The 19,815-nt window shown below is 68.0% G+C and carries 16 protein-coding genes; 2 read left to right on the forward strand and 14 right to left on the reverse strand.

Features of this window, described 5'->3' with window-relative positions:
- Nucleotides 1–42: 42 nt before the first annotated feature.
- Both ASE59_RS01545 and ASE59_RS01550 read right to left on the reverse strand, forming a co-directional pair.
- A complete protein-coding gene (locus ASE59_RS01545) occupies nt 43–2,097 on the reverse strand; it encodes an NAD(+) synthase (RefSeq protein WP_056451310.1) in 2,055 nt (684 codons plus the stop codon).
- 196 nt (nt 2,098–2,293) lie between these two features.
- Entirely contained in the window at nt 2,294–3,001 is a 708-nt protein-coding gene (locus tag ASE59_RS01550; RefSeq protein WP_056451312.1) for a murein L,D-transpeptidase catalytic domain family protein, read from the reverse strand.
- A 135-nt stretch (nt 3,002–3,136) separates the two neighbouring features.
- On the opposite strand from ASE59_RS01550, the gene ASE59_RS01555 reads away from it, so the two are divergent.
- Together ASE59_RS01555 and ASE59_RS01560 are read left to right on the forward strand one after the other, a co-directional pair.
- A complete protein-coding gene (locus tag ASE59_RS01555) occupies nt 3,137–3,790 on the forward strand; it encodes a L,D-transpeptidase family protein (protein ID WP_235515600.1) in 654 nt (217 codons plus the stop codon).
- Nucleotides 3,774–4,523: a hypothetical protein gene (locus ASE59_RS01560; RefSeq protein ID WP_056451316.1), complete on the forward strand. Its 750-nt coding sequence runs from the start codon at nt 3,774–3,776 to the stop codon at nt 4,521–4,523. Before ASE59_RS01555 ends, ASE59_RS01560 begins: the two co-directional genes overlap by 17 nt.
- Here ASE59_RS01560 and ASE59_RS01565 read toward each other — a convergent pair.
- From ASE59_RS01565 to ASE59_RS01620, 12 genes are all read right to left on the reverse strand, one after another.
- Complete coding sequence (locus ASE59_RS01565; RefSeq protein WP_056451318.1) at nt 4,498–6,297, reverse strand: response regulator; 1,800 nt, start codon at nt 6,295–6,297, stop codon at nt 4,498–4,500. The genes ASE59_RS01560 and ASE59_RS01565 overlap by 26 nt on opposite strands.
- The gene (locus ASE59_RS01570) at nt 6,297–7,940 is read right to left on the reverse strand and encodes a response regulator (RefSeq protein ID WP_056451320.1); all 1,644 of its coding nucleotides are present in this window, start codon (nt 7,938–7,940) and stop codon (nt 6,297–6,299) included. Before ASE59_RS01570 ends, ASE59_RS01565 begins: the two co-directional genes overlap by 1 nt.
- Nucleotides 7,940–8,980, reverse strand: a complete 1,041-nt coding sequence (locus ASE59_RS01575; protein ID WP_200913139.1) for a chemotaxis protein CheB — start codon at nt 8,978–8,980, stop codon at nt 7,940–7,942. Before ASE59_RS01575 ends, ASE59_RS01570 begins: the two co-directional genes overlap by 1 nt.
- Nucleotides 8,981–8,988: 8 nt before the next feature.
- Nucleotides 8,989–10,992 (reverse strand): response regulator, encoded by a 2,004-nt coding sequence (locus tag ASE59_RS01580; protein ID WP_056451322.1) that lies wholly within the window; start codon nt 10,990–10,992, stop codon nt 8,989–8,991.
- Nucleotides 10,993–10,995: 3 nt separating this feature from the next.
- Complete coding sequence (locus ASE59_RS01585) at nt 10,996–12,654, reverse strand: methyl-accepting chemotaxis protein (RefSeq protein ID WP_056451324.1); 1,659 nt, start codon at nt 12,652–12,654, stop codon at nt 10,996–10,998.
- 3 nt (nt 12,655–12,657) lie between these two features.
- A complete protein-coding gene (locus ASE59_RS01590; protein WP_056451326.1) occupies nt 12,658–13,170 on the reverse strand; it encodes a chemotaxis protein CheW in 513 nt (170 codons plus the stop codon).
- Nucleotides 13,167–14,429 (reverse strand): CheR family methyltransferase, encoded by a 1,263-nt coding sequence (locus ASE59_RS01595; RefSeq protein WP_056452658.1) that lies wholly within the window; start codon nt 14,427–14,429, stop codon nt 13,167–13,169. Before ASE59_RS01595 ends, ASE59_RS01590 begins: the two co-directional genes overlap by 4 nt.
- Entirely contained in the window at nt 14,426–14,899 is a 474-nt protein-coding gene (locus ASE59_RS01600) for a chemotaxis protein CheW (protein ID WP_056451328.1), read from the reverse strand. The genes ASE59_RS01595 and ASE59_RS01600 overlap by 4 nt, the downstream gene beginning before the upstream one ends.
- Nucleotides 14,900–14,932: 33 nt before the next feature.
- A complete protein-coding gene (locus ASE59_RS01605) occupies nt 14,933–15,472 on the reverse strand; it encodes a molybdenum cofactor guanylyltransferase (RefSeq protein ID WP_056451330.1) in 540 nt (179 codons plus the stop codon).
- Entirely contained in the window at nt 15,469–16,248 is a 780-nt protein-coding gene (fdhD, locus tag ASE59_RS01610) for a formate dehydrogenase accessory sulfurtransferase FdhD (RefSeq protein WP_056451333.1), read from the reverse strand. Before fdhD ends, ASE59_RS01605 begins: the two co-directional genes overlap by 4 nt.
- Nucleotides 16,245–18,524 (reverse strand): FdhF/YdeP family oxidoreductase, encoded by a 2,280-nt coding sequence (locus tag ASE59_RS01615; protein WP_056451335.1) that lies wholly within the window; start codon nt 18,522–18,524, stop codon nt 16,245–16,247. The genes fdhD and ASE59_RS01615 overlap by 4 nt, the downstream gene beginning before the upstream one ends.
- 64 nt (nt 18,525–18,588) lie before the next feature.
- Entirely contained in the window at nt 18,589–19,773 is a 1,185-nt protein-coding gene (locus tag ASE59_RS01620) for an acetyl-CoA C-acyltransferase (RefSeq protein WP_056451337.1), read from the reverse strand.
- Nucleotides 19,774–19,815: the final 42 nt, after the last annotated feature.

Below are 19,815 nucleotides of genomic sequence, written 5' to 3' on the forward strand. Positions count from 1 at the left end.
CCTCCCTTGTCAGGGAGGGGAGAGGTAGAATGTCTATCGGACCTACAACGGCGGCAACCCGGCGCGCAGTTCCGCCACCCACGGCCCGGCCACGCCATCCGACGGCGCCCGCCAGTCGCCGCGCGGCGACAGCGCGCCGCCGCCCGACACTTTCGGTCCATTGGGCAGCGCCGACCGCTTGAACTGGCTGGTCTGGAAGAAGCGCCACAGGAACTTCTCCAGCCACGCCGCGATTGTCGGCAGGTCGTAGCTGCCCTTCGCATCTTCCGGGAAATCGATCGGCGAGCGCCCCGCCGCCGCATCGCGCCATGCATGCCAGCATAGGAACGCGATCTTCGACGGCCGCAGCCCGAAGCGCACGACATGGTGCAGGAAGAAATCGTTCAGCGCATAGGGGCCGACCCGGTCCTCGGTGCTCTGCATCTTCCCCGACGCATCCGCCGGCACCAGCTCGGGCGAAATCTCGGTATTCAGGATCGCATCGAGCACCGCATCGGTATCGGCATCGAACTGGTCGGTGCGGATCGCCCAGCGGATCAGATACTGGATCAGCGTCTTGGGCACGCCGGCATTGACGCCGTAATGGCTCATATGGTCGCCGACGCCGTAGGTGCACCAGCCCAGCGCCAGCTCCGACAGGTCGCCGGTGCCGAGCACCAGCGCCTGTCGCTGATTGGCCAGCCGGAACAGATAATCGGTGCGCAACCCCGCCTGTACGTTCTCGAACGTCACGTCATAGACCGGCTCACCCTTCGCAAAGGGGTGGTCCATGTCGGCCAGCATTTGCCGCGCCGCTAGGCGGATATCGATCTCGTCGCCGGTGATGCCGAGCGCCCGCATCAGTTTCCACGCATTGCCCTTGGTCTCCTCACCGGTCGCAAAGCCCGGCATGGTGAAGCCCAGAATGTCGCTGCGCGGCCGCCCCAACCGGTCGAACGCCTTGGCCGCGACGATCAGCGCATGGGTCGAATCCAGCCCGCCCGATACGCCGATCACCAGCCGTTTGGTTCCCGACGCGACCAGCCGCTGGCGCAGCCCCTCGACCTGAATATTGAACGCCTCATAACAGTCGTCGTCCAGCCGATCGGGGGTGTTCGGCACGAACGGATAGCGCCGCACCGGGCGCAACAGGCCGATATCGTCGTGACAGGGCGCATGGTCGAACCCGATCCGGCGGAAGCGAGTTTCGGGATGGCCGCTGGCGATGGCGCAGTCGTTGAACGTGCCGGTCCGCATCCGCTCCAGCCGCAACCGTTCCAGATCGACATCGGCATAGACGATGCCCGCCGCGTGATCGAACCGGTCGGACGCGACCAGTTGCTCGCCCAGTTCATGGACGCTGCCCTGTCCATCCCACGACAGGTCGGTCGTGCTCTCGCCCATGCCCGCCGCCGAATAGACATAGGCCGAGATCGTCCGCGCCGATTGCGACGCGCACAGCATCTCGCGGTCGCGCGCCTTGCCGATGACGATGTTCGATGCCGACAGGTTGCACAACACCAGCGCCCCGGCCATCGCGCCCGCCGTCGACGGGGGCAGGGGGGACCAGAAATCCTCGCAAATCTCGGCATGGAACACGAAGTCGGGCAGGCCGTCGGCAGCGAAGATCAGGTCGGTCCCGAACGGCACCTCCTGTCCGGCGACGCGCATCGTCAGTCCGGTCAGCCCGGCGCCGGGCGCGAACCAGCGTTTCTCGTAATATTCGCGGTAGTTGGGCAGATAGGTCTTCGGCACCACGCCCAGAATGCGCCCCCGCGCCACCGCCACCGCGCAGTTATACAGCCGGCCATTACGCCGCAGCGCCGCGCCGAGCAGCAGCGCGGGGCGCAGGTCGGCACTGACCGCAACGATCTCCGCCAGCGCCGCCTCGGTCGCATCGCACAGCGCGTCCTGCAAATGCAGGTCGTCGATCGCGTAGGAGGTGAGGTTCAGTTCGGGAAAGACCAGCAGATCGGCCCCGGCATCATGCCCCCCGCGCGCCAGCGCGATCGCGGCGCGGCCATTGGCGGCGGGATCGCCGACGCTCGCCAGCGGGGTACAGGCGCCTACGCGGAGCAGGCCGTGGGAGTGGATCGAATGGAACGGGTGCGCGGTCATGGGCCGCAACGTAATGACGGACGCTCAAAAGCGAAACCGTTCGTGCTGCTTGCAGGTTGGTTCAAACTCAACCGGCCACCATTCTCCCCTCCCTGACAAGGGAGGGGCCGGGGGTGGGTAGGTCCGCGAGGGAAGGTCACGCCCTCCTCAGACCAACCCACCCCCAACCCCTCCCTTGTCAGGGAGGGGAGAGGAATCAAACCTTGGCGGCGTAGATCATCCGGCCTTCGCCGATCAGGTCGAACACGCGCGCCAGATCGCCTTCGGCCACCGCAAAGCAACCCTGGCTGCGGCCCAGCTTGCCATGCTGCGCAATCATTTCCGGGTTGGCATACCATGCACCGTGAATGACGATCGCGCGCATCAACGCATTGTCGTTGGTATGATCCAGCCCGACCAGACGCTGCGAGCGGCCATGCTTGCCGACATAATAATTCTCGGTGACAAACGCGCCTTCCGACGTGGCGTTCGAATCGGGCACGTTGCTGAACCGGTCGAGCATGCCGCGATGGCGCGGGTCCGATCCGCTGCCGTGCGACACGCGCATCGCCGACACGACGCCGCTGTGCATGTCGATGAACTGGAACCGCGGATGCGCCGAATCGAGCGCGAAGTCGGCGATGGCGATCCGGTCGGTCTTGCGGACCATATTGCCGTGGCGCTGCAACGCGGCGTGCGCGCGTTCGAACAGGCCGGCATTGACCGTCGGCGGCGCCAGCATTTTCTTGACCGGTGCGGCGGGAAGCGGGGCCGATGCCAGACGCTGCGGCACCGGGGCCACCGGCAGATTCTGCGCGACGGGCACGATCGCGTTCTTGGTGCAGCCCTGTGCCAGCACGAGCCCGGCAAGACCCCCTGCCGCCTTCAGTACCGCCCGGCGCGATCGAACCGCTTCGTCCTGCATCCAAATCCTCGTTGAACCGTTATGGCTCCCCCAGATACGGGACGAAACGGTTCCATTCAATTAACGCCGGGTAATAGGCGCTGTCACTGGTCGCGACGATGCAACGGGCGGTCGACTCCGTTCCAAATGTTACGGATGCAATTTGCCTTCATCGGCCGGCTGAGTGATAATTTGGGGATGAACGTAGCGTTTCGCCTCGGCCTGTGTCTGGCGCTGTTGCCCGTGCAGGCGATGGCGCAGCGCGCCGACGCGCTGTCGGTCGAGCGTGCGGCACTGGCGATGCGTCCGGGCGCGCATCGCTGGGCCGACGATCCCGGCCTGCCCGGGCCGGTCAGCATCGTCGTTAGCGTGCCGATGCAGATGGCGTTCGTCTATCGCGGCGACGTGCTGATCGGCGCGACGACGGTGTCGACCGGAAAGCCCGGCAAGACCACGCCGATCGGCGAATATAGCATCCTGCAAAAACGGCCATTCCACCGCTCGAACCTCTACAACAACGCGCCGATGCCGTTCATGCAGCGGCTGACCTGGGACGGGGTGGCGTTGCATGCCGGCAATCTGCCCGGCTTTCCCGCGTCGCACGGCTGTATCCGCATTCCGACCGCCTTCGCCCGCGCGCTGTTCGCCGCGACGTCGCTGGGTGGGCAGGTGGCGGTGGTGAACGACGTCATTGCCTTTCCCGCCTATCGCCCCGCCGATCCGGTCCCGCGGCTGGAGGCGGAGGTGGCGATGCTGGCCGGACGTGACGACCGGGTGAGCAGCGGAGGCCGACGTGCCGATCCGCGCTAGGCACAAAGGGGCGATCGGCCTCGTCGCGCTCGCGCTGACCGGCTGCAACGACCGTCGCGAGCCCGCGCCCGGCGTTACCCCGACGCCGCAACCGACCCAAACCGCGCCGGCAACGTCGACCGTACCCGACCGGATCACGGTTACGACCAACGAACCCTTTTATGCCGCGAAGGTAGCGGCCGATGCCGTCCTCCTGACCGGCGTCGACCTGCCCGAGCGCCGCTTGAACATCGCCGCCCGCACCATCGCCGCCGACCGCCGAAGCTGGACCGCGCGCGACGATCGCGGCACCGTGCTCGTCACCGCGATCCGCAGCGCCTGCGAAGACGACATGTCGGGTGCGCCGCGCGACTTCATCGGCACGCTGACCTTCGGCGACCGGACCGTGCGCGGCTGTGCCTTCACCGGCACGCCGGCCCCGCCACCCGCCGAGACGGCCGCGACGATCCCTGCCCTCTTCACCGGCACATGGAACACCGACGCTGCCGCTTGTGCCCGCCCGGCTGCTTCGATCGAAGGGGTCAAGGTAACCCCGACGGAAATCCTGTTCCACGAAAGCGCCGGACGGGTGACGCGGGTCGAACCGCTCGGACCCGGCCGCATCCGCATCACCGCCGATTATGATGGCGAGGGTGAACGCTGGACCGCGACGCAGACGCTGAAGCTAGCGGGCAACCGGCTGACGATCGATACCGGCGGACCGTCGATCAGCCGCGTGCGCTGTCCGGAATAGCCAGCGCCGCCGCGATCGCCGCGTGCAGCTGCTCGCCGGTGAACGGCTTGGTCAGCACCGGCAACCCGACCGGCGTGTCGCCGATCTCGGCGAAACCGGTAATCAGCAACACCGGCACATCCGGGCAGCAGGATCGCACCCGGTTGGCGACGTCGATCCCCGACAGGTCGGGCATGGCGAAATCGGTCAGCACCAGATCGAACCGCGCACCCGCCTCCAGCGCCGCGACGGCGGATCGCGCCGATCCCTGCACGGTGACATGATGCCCCTCCGCTTCGAGCTGCGCGGCGACGACGGCGCGTACTTCGGCGTCGTCCTCGACCAGCAACAGGCTGCGTGGGGTGACATTGTGCAGACCGGGCAGGGTGCTCGCCACCGCATCGGGTTCGGCACGGGGCAGCCACAAATGGATCGTCGTGCCCTGACCCACCACGCTGTCGATCGTCACCTCGCCGCCCGCCGCGCGGGCCATCGCCCGGACCATCGGCAGGCCGAGTCCGGTGCCGGCCCCCTGCGCCTTCGTGGTGAAGAACGGTTCGAACACCCGCGCCCGCACCGCATCGTCGATACCGCTGCCGGTATCGCTGACCGATATGCGGATGAACGGCCCGGTAAGATCCGGCAAATGCGCAGCGGCATCGACGACATTCTCGGTCGCGAGGCGCACGGTGCCACCGCCGTCCATCGCGTCGCGCGCATTGATGGCGAGGTTCAGGATCGCCAGCTCGAACTGCCCCGGATCGGTGCGCACCGACCACGGTTCGTCGGCAAAGTGATAGGCGACCCGGATGCGCCCGGCGGTGGTCCGCAGGATCAGCTCCTCGATCGTGCGGATCGCCTCGTCGGGGCGGAAGACTTCGGCGGCGAGGTCGCGCTGCCGGCTGAAGCTGAGCAGGCGGCGGGTGATCGCGCTGCCACGCCCGGCCGCTTCCCCCGCCGACGCCAGATAGCGCTTCAGCCGCTCGCGATCGTCGATCCGCCGCTCGGCCAGCTCCAGATTGCCCATGATCGCCGCCAGCAGATTGTTGAAATCATGCGCGATGCCACCCGACAGCGTCCCCAGCGCCTCCAGCTTTTCCGACTGGTGGTGCCGCCGCTCGGCCAGCCGGCGATCGGTATCGTCGCGTTCGATCCGCAGCAGATAGCGGTCGCTGCCCGCCTGAAACGGGATGCGGCGGATATGCGTCCAGCGGTCGCCGCCGGGCAGCGGGTGATGGCGGTCCTCGTTGTCGACCCGGTCCTGTGCCAGCGCCACCAGATCGCGCGCATCGACGCTCGCATCGCCCTTGTCGCGCACGATCCGCCCCCCGGCGTCGAGGATCGCGACCGTATCGCCCGAACTGTCGGCCAGCCCCCGGAACGCCGCGCGTTCGAACGTCAGCGCGCGGCGCAGCGCATGGCGTTCGGCGGCGGCAGCGACCATCGCCGTCAGCGCCTCGGCATCCCATGGCTTGTTGGCATAGCCGCTGATCGCGCCTTCGTTCAGCGCCGCGACCACCGCCGACAGATCGGCATAGCCGGTCAGCAGGATCGCTTCCGCATCGGTCACCACGCGTGCACGGGCGAGGAACTGGCTGCCGGTCAACTCGGGCATGCGCTGGTCCGACACGATCACCGCAATGTCGCGATGGGCCGCAACCAGATCGAGCGCCTCGACCGGCGAGGTGGTCGACAGGATGCGATACCGATCCTCCAGCAAGTCGGTCAGCGCGACGAGGATCTCTCGCTCGTCGTCGACCAGCAGCAACAGGGGCAGGGCACCGTCGGTTTGCATTACGCCTGTTCCGGTATCCTGATCGCGAACGAAGCGCCACCCTGTGTCGCACGGCCGATCTCGATCGTGCCACCGTGCGAGCGCACCACGCCATACGCGATGGCGAGGCCCAGCCCGGTGCCGGCCCCGACATCCTTGGTCGTGAAGAACGGTTCGAACACCCGCTCACGCTTGTCGTCGGGAATGCCGGGGCCGTTATCATCAATTCGGATCAGATACTGGCCGTCCGCCGATCCGGTCGCGATCACGATCTCGCCCGCCACCGGATCGACAGCGTCGGCGGCGTTGGCGACGATGTTCATCACCACCTGATTGACCAGCGCCCCCGAACATTCGAGCATCCGCGCCGGCCCATAGTCGCGCATCACCCGCACCGTGCCGAGCCGGGGCGCGAGCAGCGTCAGCACCGCATCGATCGCATCGGGAATGTCGACCTGCGACACCTCGCCATCGTCCAGCCGCGAGAAGCGCCGGAGCTTCACCACCAGTTCCTGGATGCGCGTCAGTCCCGACCGGATCGAGGTCAGCCGGTCCGACGCCTTGGTCAGCAGCGTCGCCCGCGTCGCCTCGTCACCGTCGCGCGCACCCGCCACCGCGCGCTCCACGGTCGCCTGATGCGCGAGAATGAAGGCCAGCGGATTGTTGATCTCGTGCGCGATCCCCGCGACCAGTTCGCCCAGCGACGCCATCTTCGCCGATTGCACCAACTGCGCCTGCGTTTCGCGCAGCAGCGCATTGGCCCCGGCCAGTTCGGCATTGGCCTGTGCCAGCCGGTCCGCCGAATCCGCCTCCGCCCGTGCCTGCGCCAGCGCGATCGCCTGCGCCCGTTCGCGAGCGATGCCGGCGGCTTCCTCGTCGCGCGCCAGCTTGCGTCGGACGATCGCGCGGATACGCACCAGCAGCATGTCGCCATCGCTCCGACGCGACACGACATCGTCGACCCCGGCCGCCAGCCCCGCCAGCATCGTCGCCGGTTCGGCATCGTCGGTCAGCGCGACCAGCGCCACGCCGCTCGCCTGCGCCACCCGGCACGCATCGATCCGCGCCGACAGCGCGAAATCACGCTCGCGCTCGATGACCAATATCCCATCGACGCTGTCCGCCTCGATCGCGACCAGCGCCGCCTCGGGATCGGTCAGTCGTTCGACCCGGTACCCTTCGGTCGCCAGTCGCTCGAGAAGCGGATCGCGGTCGGCATCCTCGATGTCGAGCAACAGCAGCCGCGCCTGCCGCAGCGCCGATGCCGGCCCGTCCTCGACCGGGCGTCCCCGCGTCTGGCGCAGCAGCGCGCGGATGCGCGACACGATCAATTCGCCGCCGCCCCGCTTCGGAACATAGGCGTTGGCGCCGCTGTCGAGGCCCTGCCGCTCCACCTCCGACGCATCGTCGCCGGTCAGCATCAGCACCGGCAGCGTCCGGGTCGCCCCGGTCTGTCGCACGATCCGCACCAGTTCGTCGCCGTTCATACCCGGCAACCGGTAATCCACCACCAGCAGGTCCGGCCGCGCATCGTTGAGCGTCGCCAGCGCGGTCTCGGCATCGCGGGTCCGCTCGACCCGCAGGCCCGCGCGTTCGAACATCCGCCGCAGTTGCAGCGCCTGCGTTTCCGAATCCTCGACCAGCAGGATCGATGCGCCGTCCATCAGCGTGCCCGTTCCAGCACGCGGCGGACATGCGGCGCGATCAGGTCGAGCGGCAGCGACAGCGCCCCCATGCGATGCGCGGCGGCGGGCATGCCATAGACGACCGAGCTGGTCGCATCCTCGGCCACCGCCTGTCCGCCCGCCGCCAGCAGCGCCTGTACGCCCGGCGCGCCATCCTCGCCCATGCCGGTCAGCACCACCGCCATCGCCGCGCCGTCGAGTGCGCTCGCTCCGCTTTCGATCAGGCGGGTGGCCGACGGGCGCTGGCCGTTGACCGGCGCATCACGCCCGACCAGCATCGTGCCGCTGCGGCTGACGGTCAGGTGCGCGTCGCCCGGCGCGACATGGATCATGCCGGCGCGCGCCATCTCGCCATGATTGGCGATCTCGACCCGTTGCGGCACCACGCTGTCGAGCCAGCTGGCAAAGCCGGTCATGAAACTCGCCCCCATATGCTGGACCAACAGCACCGGGATCGGCAGGTCGGCGGGCAGCGCCGCGAACAACCGGGCAAGGGCAGGGGGGCCGCCGGTCGATGCCGCGACCAGCAGCATCGTCGGCGCGCGTTGCCGCGCCGCCGGTATCGGCAGCACCGGCGCGGTCCGTATCCGCCGCCGCACGACCGCCACCTCGCTCATGATCGCCAACTGCGTGCGGATTTCCCGCGTGACCCGCGAATAGGCGGCATCGCCCAGCCCGACCGGCTTTTCGACGACCGACAATGCGCCGGCGCGCAGCGCGTCCATGCTGTTACCCATCGCCCCGCCATCGATACTGGCGGAAATGACGACGATCGGTGTCGGGCGATCGGCCATGATCCGCCGCGTCGCCTCCAGCCCGTCGATGCCGGGCAGGCGGATATCCATCGATATCACGTCGGGTTGCACCACCGGCAGCGCCGCGATCGCTTCCTCGGCGGTCGCGAACGCGCCGGCCACGGTCAGGCGCGGGTCATCATTGATGATATGGGTCAGCAGCGTGCGGACGACGATCGAATCCTCGACGATCATCACGCGGGCCGGGGTGGTGCGGTCGGGCATCGGCTGCGTCAGATCAATTGCTGGACGACGGCGATCAACTTGCCCTGATCGAAGTCCTGCTTGGTGACATAGGCGTCCGCGCCCAGGCTCAGGCCGCGTTCGATGTCGTCGGGGCTGTTGCGCGATGTCATCATGACGACGGGTAAAGTTTTCAGTGCCGGATCGTTCCGTATCGCGCCGAGCAATCCGAACCCGTCCATGCGCGGCATTTCGACATCGGCCACCACCAGGTCGATCGCGTCCAGCCCCGATCGCAACCGTTCCAGCCCGGCAAGCCCGTCGACCTCGATCAGCACCCGGTATCCCTGTGCCTCGAGGATGCTGCGCTCCAGCGTGCGGGTCGTGATCGAATCGTCGACGACCAGAATCGTGCGACTGCGCGTGTCCGGCGCGGCGGCGACCGCGATCGGCGGTGCGATGGCACCCGCCCGGTCGCGCACTAGTTGCGCGGGGTCGAGCACCAGCACGATTTCCCCGTTCAGCAATACCGTACCCAGCACCAGCGGCACGTCGGCGGCGATCGCCGCGGTGTCGCCGACCAGCAGCGCCCGCACGTCGCTCAGGGCATCGACGACCAGCATCCGCCGGACGCCCTCGGCGGCGATCAGCACAGCCGGCAGCGTGCCGTCCGCCGCACCATGCGCCACGTTCAGCATATCGCCCAGCCGACCGACCGGCACCGGGGTGCCGTCGATCGTCAGCATCGTGTCGCCGCCGCTGGGGGTCAGGTCGGCCGGGTCGATCCGCCGCACCTGTTTCACCGCATCGGTAGGCACCGCGAGGCGCATGTCGCCCACCTGGACCAACAACAGCGTCCGCCGGGTCAGCGCGACCGGCACCGCGATCGACACGACCGTCCCTCCATTGGCCCCCCGCGCGATCGTCGCCGATCCGTGCAGCCGCCGCGCGACCTCCGCCACGACCGACAGGCCGATGCCGCGCCCAGCCACTTCGTCCAGATGGTCTGCGGTCGAAAATCCCTGTTCGAACAGCAACGAATGCAGCGCCGCCCCGCGCGGTGGCGCTGCGTCGGCGGGGATCAGCCCGGCGGTCCGTGCCCGTGCGATGATGGCGGCATCGTCCAGCCCCGCGCCGTCGTCGCGCACGGTGATCGTCATCCGCCCGCGATCGATCCGCGTGTCGACGGCGATCGTCCCGGCATCCTCCTTGCCCGCGCGTCGCCGCGCGGCCGGGGTCTCGATCCCGTGGCGCACCGCATTGCGCAGCAAATGAAGCAGCGGATCGCGCAGCGCATTCAGCACGCGGCGATCGGCCTCGCCCTCGCTGTCGGCGACCTGCAACCGCGCGATCTTGCCCTCAGCGGCGGCAAGCTCGCGGACCGCGCGCTCATGTCCGTCGAACAGCGTCGCGACCGGTTGTAGCAACAGCCGTTCGCCATCGCGTTCCAGTTCGGCACTCGACCGGTCGAGCGAGTCGCGCAACCGCCCGTGCAGGCGGCGAATGCGATCGAGTTCGCCGGTCGCCTGCCGCAGCCGGCGTGCCGCCTCGCCATCGCCGCTCCCGGCCAGCAACGGATGCAGCGCCGCCAGATCCCCAGCCAGCGCGTTCAGCCGGTCGGCGACTTGTCCCTGTTCGGCGACCTGCGTCGCCATGACGTGCAGCGACCGGCCCAGCCGTTCGACGCGGTGGCCGGCGATCGCGACCCGGCGTTCGGGTTCTTGGTCGCGGGTCGCCTCGACCGATGGTGGGGCGGCGCCATCCTCGATCGCATCGGCCAGTATGCGCAACTCGGCGATGGCGGCGGCGTCCATCGCCCGCTCGCCGCGCTCGATCGCCAGCAACAGCGCCTCGGCCTCATGCGCCGCCGCTTCGGTCGCGGCCAGTTCGACGGCGCGTGCCGCTCCCTTCAAACTATGCGCGCGCCGGCTGAACTCGCGCAGGTCGACCGGCCGCCCGGCATCCGCATCGGCCAGCGCCGCGCGGATACCGGCCATATGCTCGGCCAGCTCCAGCGCGAACGCCGCCATCAATTCGGCCTGCAACTCGTCCATGGCCTACAGCCGATAGCGTTCGGTCAGCCCGACCAGCGTGCGCGACAATTCGCCCAGATCGCCCGCCGCCTGATCCAGTTGCCGGGTCGACGATGCGGTCTGCTGCGATGCCTCACGGATATTCTGGAGCGCGATCGTCACCTGTTCGATGCCGATCTGCTGCTGGTTGGTCGATGCGACGATCTGCTGGAACGTCTGGACGTTTTCCTGCACCCGCGCCGCCAGTTCCTCGATCGCGACATGGCCGGCATCGGTGCGTTCCTTACCCGATGCGACGCGCTTCACCGCTTCCTCGGTCAGCATCACCGACGAATTGATGCCGCGCTGGATATCGCCCAGGATCGACCGGACGTTGCGCGTCGCCCCCTTTGCCTGATCGGCCAGCAGCTTCATCTCGGCCGCGACGATCGCGAAGCTGCGCCCCTGTTCGCCGGCTGCCGCCGCCTCGATCGACGCGTTCAGCGCCAGCAGGTGCGACCGTTCGGATACGTCGTTGACCGTCGCGATGATGTCGCCGATCGCCTGCGTCTTTTCCGACAGCGCGACGATGTTGGTCGCGACCGCCTCGGCCTGTTCGCGGATCGCGTCCATCGCCTGCGCGGTATCGCCGACCGCGCTCAGCCCGGCATCGCTGATCTGCGCGGTCGCCTGTGCCTGCGCGATCACTTCCTGCGCCCGGCGGCTGATCTGTGCGCCGCTATGCGTGATCTCGTCGACGGTGGCGGCGGTTTCCTGCACGGCGGCCAGCTGTTCCTCGACCGACGCCGCCTGTTCCTGCGTCGATGCGCGGATTTCGGTGGTCGCGGCGTTCAGGTCGTTGGTGGCGGCGCGGTTCTGCGATGCGATGGTGCGCAGCCCGGCGACCATATCGTTCAGCGTCCGCCCCAGTTGCCCCAGTTCATCCTTGCCGGTCGCTTCGGTCGTGGTCGACAAGTCGCCGCCACCGATCCGGCCGACAAAGCCCATGAATTCGTCCAGCGGCCGGACGATCGACCGGCGGATGGCGATCGCGACGGCGATGCTGACCAGAACCGCGACGATCAGCCCAATGATGATCGACACCCGGCTGGCATTGTACACGTCGCGGGTCGCGTCCCGGCCCTTCTCGATCGCGACGTTCAGCGTCTCGCGCGCCTGCGCGACCCGGGCGACGGTCGCGGCATGGTCGCGCACGATCTCGTTCTCGGCCGCCAATACCCCGGTCCGATCGCCGGCCTGGATTGCAGCCAGCTGCGCCTCGACATCGGTGCGGGTGCGGGCCAGTGCCCGTTCGGCATCGCCAAGCTGCCGGGCCATGCGCGCCCATTGTTCGGACCGGATGCCGGTGACCGAATTGGCGCGATAGGTTTCCGCGGCGCGTTCCTGCTCGGCCATGCCGCGCGCGGCATCGTCGACCGCGGCGCGCCAGCCGGCAATGCCCTCGCGCGTGGCGGCATTGTTCCCGGTCAGGAAGCCGCGCACCAGCGCCGCGCGCTGTTCGACCTTGCGCGACAGGGCATGGTCGATGCGGTTCAGCGCCTCCATCGACGACAGGTCGCGTTCGACGATCAGGTCGACGGTCGATCGGACCTCGCCGATCTGCGTCAGCGCATAGAGGCCGAGGGCAAGCATGATCGCGGTGAGCGCCGCGAAGCCGGCGGCGATCCGGGTGGAGACGGACAAACCTTATCCTTCCTGAAGACGGGAGGGGAGAAGCAATTCGATCAGCAGCGCCGGTTCGATCCGGGTCAGGCGCTCGCCATCCCCCTCGACCAGACGCGACAAAGTTGGCACCACGTCGTCACGCGGCATATCGACCACGCCCAGCAGGGCGTCGACCGCCAATGCGATGCGCGGCGCGTCGTGGCGCAGGACGATCATCGCGCCGGCCGTGGCAACTTCGCGCGCCAACAGTGCCGCCGGATCGAACAGGTTCACCACCGCCCCGCGCCATGCGACCAGCCCCATCAGGGCCGCCGGACCATGCGGCACACGTGTAACCTTCGGCACCATCGCCACCGCCCGCACCTGTGCGATCGGCAGCCCGTGCGTCACCCCGCCCAGCGCGAACGCCAGCAGCGTCTCGGTGGGGCGATCGCGGGTGATCCGCTCCCCCGCCATCGCCTGCTGCCGCGCCCGCAGCACGGCGGCGACGGCATCGGCATCCATGTCCTCGGCGACGATCGGCGGCGCGCTCACCGCGCGCTCCCCATGATATGCCGGATCGCGGCGGTCATCGCGCCTGCGGTCATGCCCTCGCCCTCGGCCAGCTCGGTTGTGGGGTCCATCGCGGCGGCGACGCGCAAGGCGTTGGTCAGGCTGCGGTTTGCATCGGGCTGCCGCCCCTGCGCCAGCAGGTAATGGCCGAACTGATAATGTGCCATCGCGAACGACCGGTCGAGATACAGCGCTTCGCGGAACGCCCGCTCAGCGGAATCCTTGTCCCCGCTCGCCAGCGCATCGAGCGCCGCGAAGTACCGCGCAACCGCATCCGGCGTCCGCTCGACCAGCGACGGCGGCGCGACGGGCACAGGCTTCGCTGGCAGCGCGCGCCGTGGCGGGGCAGGGGGCGGCGTGCGCGGCGCGGGTGGCGGCGCGACCTCCATGACCGCCACCGTCCGCTCGACCGAACCCTTGGGGCGATAGGCGAGAACGCCCGCGACCTGCACCGGATCGGCGACGGCATCGAACCCCGGATTGGGTTCGGCATGTCCCAGCAGCAGCAACCCCTCCGGAGCCAGCCGCTCGACCAGCGCACCGACGATCGCGGTCGCATCTTCCTGCGCGAAGTAGATCAATACGTTGCGGCACAGGATCAGGTCGTAGTCGGTAAAGCCCAGCGCCCCGGTCCCGTCGATCATCGACATCAGATTATGCCGTTCGAACCGCGCCAGCCCGCGATAGCGTTCCTTCAACCGATATCGCTCACCGGTCCGATCGAACAACCGTGCCCGTTCGGCCTCGTCCGTCGTGCGCAGCGCCCATGAAGAATAATCGGCCTGCCGCGCCGCGATCAGCGCCGCTTCATCGATATCGGTACCGGTCAGCGCGACGTGCCAATCGCCGATCGCGTCGCCCAGCAGGTCGTTCAGCACGATCGCGATCGAATGCGCCTCCGCCCCGGTCGAACAGCCGACGCTCCAGATGCGCAGCCGTTTCTCGGCGGCATTGCGGCGGATCAGGCGCGGCAGGATATCGACGCGCAGCGCGTCGAACTGTTCGGCGAAGCGGAAGAAGAACGTCTCGTTGATCGTCACCGCGCTTTCCAGCGACGGCCATTCGGCATCGTGCGGGTCGCGCAGTCGGTCGCGATAGCGCGCGAGGGTCGTATCGCCGGTTGCGGCCATGCGGTGGGCAATGCGCTCGGCAAGCTGCGCATCCTTGTCGGCATAATAATGATGGCCGGTGCGCGCGATCACCAGCGCCTTGACCTCGGCAAAGGCTTCGTCGCGGATCATGCCGCGCCCCACTGCTCGGCACGCCGCGCGGCAGCGGCGGTCAGCGCGGCCAGCGTCGCGCGCTCGCTGTCGAGCAGCAGCCGGTCGGGGGCGAGGACATGGGCGACGTCATCGCCGATCGTCAGTTCGCCGACAATCGCGGCGTTCAGGCTGTGGTCGGCCTCGACCGGCGCGACCATGCCGGACACCACGTCCTCCGCCCGATCGACCAGCAGACACGGTCCGCCATCCCGCAACCGCACCAGATGCGCGAACAGGGCGACGTGCTCGACCCGCGTCGTCGGTTCCAGCAACAGCAGCGGCGCCAGCACCGGCACCGGTTCCCCCTGCAAGGTGACGAACCCCAGCACCGGCGCGGGCAGGCCCGGGGCAGCGTCGATCGGCAGCACCGGCAACACTTCCCGCACTGCCGACAAGGGCAGCGCGAAACGGGTATCACCGATACGCAGGATCAGGAACGATGCGGTCATCCGGACGCCCTATATCGCGCGCGGGCCGCGCTGTCAGTCGCGTTGCACAGCCAGCCGCGCCAGGTCGCCGGGGGTGTTGACGTTGGCGATCTCGACCCCGGCCGTAATCGGTTCGGCACCGATCCAGTCGGCAAAGGCGCGTACCGACCGCGATCCCGGACCGCGCAGCATCGCATGCAATGTCGGGTTCGCATCGACCGGCCATAGCCCGACGACCGGCAATTCGGGCAGAAACGCGGCCGGCCCGACCGCCGACAGCCGCCGGTGCAGGTCGCGTGGCACGAACGGCGTGTCGCACGGCACGGTCAGCACATGACTGAACCCATGCGCACAGGCATGGTGCAGCGCCGCCGCGATCCCGCCGAGTGGCCCAAGATCGGGGGCGGGGCGGTCCGGCACCCCCTGCAACCCGGCATGGTCGCGTCCGACGACGATCAGCGCATCGACCTGTGGTGCGACCGCGTCGACGACATGGTCGATCAACGCCCGGCCGTCGAATGCGGCCAGCGCCTTGTCGCTGCCGAACCGGCTCGATCGGCCGCCGGCAAGAATGGCTCCCAATATGCGGGTCATGATGCCAGCATCGCGTCGGACCGCACCAGCGTGCGCAGTTCCAGTCCGGCGGCCGCCGCGCGGTCGAGCGCCAGCGTGGTCGCCGCCGACAGCGTGGCGAGCATCGGGCACCCCGCCAGAACCGCCTTCTCGACCAGTTCGAACGAACAGCGCGACGACAGCAGCGCGAAGCCCCCATCCCAATCGAGGCTGCCGCGGCGCATCGCGCCGATCAGCTTGTCGAAGGCATTGTGCCGGCCGACATCCTCACGGACCAGCCGGACCGCGCCATCGGCACCGCATAATGCCGCGGCGTGGGTCGCGCCGGTCGCCTGCGCCATCGGCTGGTGTTCGCGAAGCGACGCTGCGGCAGCGAAGACCGCCACATCATCGGCGCGTGATCGGGTGGCAAGGCGCGGCAACGGCCGCAACGCCTGTTCGAGATTCTCGATACCGCACAGCCCGCAGGACGATTCGGATACGCGGTGCCGCACCCGATCGGCGACGCGATCGTGCCGTTGGGGCACCAGCGTTACCCGCAGCAGCGTTCCCGCATCGGTGGCATGGACGCTCACCTCGACCACCTCATCGGCACGGTCGGCCAGCCGCTCGGCCAGCACGAAGCCGTGCGCAAGGTCTCCCAGATCGCCCGGCGTCGCCATCAACACCGCATAGCCCAGCCCGTTGACCTCGATCGCCACCGGTGCCTCGATGGCGACGGCACGGTCGTGACCGGTGCGTTCCCCCCCTGATGCCACCCGGTCGAACCGCCGGATGGTCGTCTCGACGTTTCTCATCCGGCGACGATACGTACCGGCACCGCCTTGCCAGCGGGGGTTTGCGAGGCGTGGTCGTGCCAGCCGATCGGGACCAGCGGGTTCAGTTCGGGATAATAGCCCGCGACGCAGCCGTCGGGCAGGTCGAACGGCACCACCTTCAGCCCCGCCACGCGGCGATCGATACCGTCCTCGGCATCACCGACCACGGTCACGATCTGGCCCTTGTGCAGGCCGGCCTTCGTAATTTCGGCCGGGTTCATCATCAACACGTCGCGCGTTCCCGAAATGCCACGGAAGCGGTCGTCATAGCCGTAAATCGTCGTGTTGAACTGATCGTTCGAACGGAGCGTCACGAGCCGATACCGTCCTGGCGCATCCTCGATCGTCGTTCCCGACAGCGAGCGCGGTACGGTGAACTCCGCCTTGCCGCTTTCGGTCTTCCACACCCGCTCGCGCGCCGAATTGCCGCGATAGAATCCGCCGGGCGTGAACATGCGCTCTTCGAAATCGTGAAACTCTTCGGGGTACGTCGCTTCGATCAGCTTGCGAATCTTCGCATAGTCGCCGGTCCAGCCGTCCCAGTCGACCTTCGGGTTGGGATCGAGCGTCGCCTTGGCCATGCCGGCGACGATCGCCACTTCGGACTTCAGGTGCTCGCTCGCCGGTTCGTGCGTGGCGATCGATCCATGGATATGGCTGAACGTATCCTCGATCGACACGATCTGTTCGCCACTCGCCTGCTTGTCGACTTCGGTCCGCACCAGACAGGGCAGGAGATACGCCGTCTTGCCGTTGATCAGGTGGCTGCGGTTCAGCTTGGTCGCGATCTGCACCGTCAGGCGGATGCCGGGCCACGCCGCCTCGATCCGCTCAAGATCAGGAATTGCGCGCAGGAAGTTGCCGCCGAGCGAGACGAAGGCGTCGATCTCGCCCTTCAATATGTCTTCGCACGCGGTGACGGTGTTGTGGCCATGGTCCATCGGCGGTTCGAAATCATACAACTCGCGCAGCCGTTCCATCGGCACCAGCTCGGGCTTTTCGGAAATGCCGACGGTCCGCTGCCCCTGCACGTTGCTGTGCCCGCGCACCGGCGACATGCCGGTACCGACGCGCCCGATATTCCCCTTCATCAGCAACAGGTTCACATAGGTCGCGACGTTGTCGAACCCGTTGACCTGCTGGGTCAGTCCCATGCCGTATATGCCGATCGTGCGATCCGCCTCGACATAGACCTGTCCGGCCGCCTCGATATCGGCGCGCTTCAGGCCGCTTTCGCGCTCGATATCCGCCCAGTCGGTGGCACGCACCATCGCCTCGAACGCGGCGAACCCGTCGGTGTGCTGCTCGATGAAATCGACGTCGAGGACATGGACCTTGTGCTCGCCCCAGCTCTTGTCCTCGGCAGCCAGCACGTGCTTGGCGAGGCCGATCATCACCGCCACGTCGCCGCCGGGACGGACCTGATGATATTGGCAGGAAATCTTGGTTTCGCTGCGCGTCGCCATTTCGAACGGGTTCTGCGGATCGGTGAAGGCGATCAGGCCCGGTTCCTTGACCGGGTTGAACGTCACGACCTTGCATCCGCGCTTCACGGCGTCGCGCAGGGGGTGGAGGAAGCGCGGGCTGTTCGACCCGGTATTCTGCCCGAAGAAGAACATCGCGTCGCAATGCTCGAAATCGTCGAGGATCGATGTGCCGACCGGCGCACCGATCGTCTTCTTCAGCGCGACCGACGTCGTCTCGTGGCACATGTTCGAACTGTCGGGCAGGTTGTTATGCCCATAGAGCCGCGCGAACAGCGCGAAGAGGTACGACGTTTCCAGACTGGCGCGGCCCGATGCGTAAAAGATCGCCTTTTTCGGATCGATTGCGCGAAGCTCGGCACCGATCGCGGCAAAGGCTTCGTCCCAACTGCATTCGACATAATGGTCGGTGGCTTGGTCGTAGCGCATCGGGTGGGTCAGCCGCCCCCGATGCTCCAGATCGAAGTCCTTCCAGCCCTTCAACTCGCTGACCGAATGCTCGGCAAAGAATTCCGGCGTGCAGCGATTGGGGGTCAGGTCCCACAGCGTCGCCTTCGCTCCGTTCTCGCAGAACTCGAATGGATGCGGCTCGGCGGGCTTGCCCCATGCGCAGGAGGTGCACATGAACCCCTTGGGCTTGTTCTGGCGGGCTAGCTGGGCAAGTGCGGCGGGGCGGTTACGTTCCTTGCCGAGGATTTTCGACATCCCCTTGACCGAACCCCAACCGCCGGCGGGGCCGTCATACCCCACCACATCTTCGCGATCCGCCACATTCGTCCCTTCGCCACGCCGTCTGGCGTAGGGTACGCAGCAAGATGCGAGAAAGTTCCAGCACTTAAACGTCCATTTCGACCGCAACTGCCGTCGCTTCGCCGCCGCCGATGCACAGCGACGCCATGCCGCGACGCAGTCCGCGGGTTTCCAGCGCCGACAGCAATGTCGCCAGCACCCGCGCCCCGCTCGCCCCGATCGGATGACCCAGCGCACAGGCACCGCCATGGACGTTCACGATATCGTGCGGCAGGCCGAGATCGTGCATCGCCGCCATCGTGACGCAGGCGAACGCCTCGTTCACCTCGAACAGGTCGACATTGCCGCTCGCCCAGCCAGCGCGTTCGAGTGCGCGACGCATGGCGAAGACCGGCGCGGTCGCAAAGCGCGCCGGGGCATGGGCATGGCCCGCCTGCGCGACGATCCGCGCGACCGGGGTCAGGCCCAGCCGATCGGCGACCGACGCCCGCGCCAGCACCAGCGCCGCCGCCCCGTCCGAGATCGACGATGCATTGGCCGCGGTGATCGTTCCGTCCCTGGCAAAGGCGGGCTTGAGCGTCGGAATCTTCGACGCGTCACCGCGTGCGGGCTGTTCGTCGGTGCGGACGGTCGTGCTGCCCTTGCGCCCGGCGATCTCGACCGGCACGATCTCACGATCGAACGCCCTGGAAGCCTGCGCCGCCTGCGCCCGAGTCAGCGATGCAATGGCGAAATCGTCCTGCGCCTCCCGCGTGAAGCCATAGGCGGCGGCGGTTTCCTCGGCGAAGCTGCCCATCAACCGACCCGGTTCGTAGGCGTCCTCCAGCCCGTCGAGATACATGTGGTCGAGCAGCCGGTCGTGCCCGATCCGCGCGCCGCCACGGTGCCGCTGCGACAGGTAGGGGGCGTTGGTCATGCTCTCCATGCCGCCCGCGACGATGATGTCGGCCGATCCGGCGGCGATGGTGTCGGCGGCCATCATTACCGCCTGCATGCCCGACCCGCACATCTTGTTGACGGTCGTCGCCTCGACATGCTGCGGCAGGCCCGCCCCTAGCGCCGCCTGCCGTGCCGGCGCCTGACCCAGACCGGCGGGCAGCACGCAACCCATATAGATACGCTCGATCGCCTCGCCCGACAGCCCGGCGCGCGCCACCGCCGCACCCACCGCCGCCGCGCCCAATTCGGTCGCGCTCACCCCGGTCAGGCTCCCCTGAAAACTGCCCATCGGCGTGCGGGCATAGGACAGGATGACGACGGGATCAGGCATGCGGCTCTCCAAGGAATTCTGGTTTCGTTTGATATCATATCT

Origin of the sequence: Sphingomonas sp. Leaf10, assembly GCF_001421245.1 — a bacterium.
Classification (GTDB): domain Bacteria; phylum Pseudomonadota; class Alphaproteobacteria; order Sphingomonadales; family Sphingomonadaceae; genus Sphingomonas.

Coding starts and splice junctions, on each gene's coding strand:
- ASE59_RS01545 (WP_056451310.1), bottom strand. CDS start 2,097: ATGACCGCGCACCCGTTCCATTCGATCCACTCCCACGGCCTGCTCCGC.
- ASE59_RS01550 (WP_056451312.1), bottom strand. CDS start 3,001: ATGCAGGACGAAGCGGTTCGATCGCGCCGGGCGGTACTGAAGGCGGCA.
- ASE59_RS01555 (WP_235515600.1), top strand. CDS start 3,137: ATGCAATTTGCCTTCATCGGCCGGCTGAGTGATAATTTGGGGATGAAC.
- ASE59_RS01565 (WP_056451318.1), bottom strand. CDS start 6,297: ATGCAAACCGACGGTGCCCTGCCCCTGTTGCTGCTGGTCGACGACGAG.
- ASE59_RS01570 (WP_056451320.1), bottom strand. CDS start 7,940: ATGGACGGCGCATCGATCCTGCTGGTCGAGGATTCGGAAACGCAGGCG.
- ASE59_RS01575 (WP_200913139.1), bottom strand. CDS start 8,980: ATGCCCGACCGCACCACCCCGGCCCGCGTGATGATCGTCGAGGATTCG.
- ASE59_RS01580 (WP_056451322.1), bottom strand. CDS start 10,992: ATGGACGAGTTGCAGGCCGAATTGATGGCGGCGTTCGCGCTGGAGCTG.
- ASE59_RS01595 (WP_056452658.1), bottom strand. CDS start 14,429: ATGATCCGCGACGAAGCCTTTGCCGAGGTCAAGGCGCTGGTGATCGCG.
- ASE59_RS01600 (WP_056451328.1), bottom strand. CDS start 14,899: ATGACCGCATCGTTCCTGATCCTGCGTATCGGTGATACCCGTTTCGCG.
- ASE59_RS01605 (WP_056451330.1), bottom strand. CDS start 15,472: ATGACCCGCATATTGGGAGCCATTCTTGCCGGCGGCCGATCGAGCCGG.
- fdhD (WP_056451333.1), bottom strand. CDS start 16,248: ATGAGAAACGTCGAGACGACCATCCGGCGGTTCGACCGGGTGGCATCA.
- ASE59_RS01620 (WP_056451337.1), bottom strand. CDS start 19,773: ATGCCTGATCCCGTCGTCATCCTGTCCTATGCCCGCACGCCGATGGGC.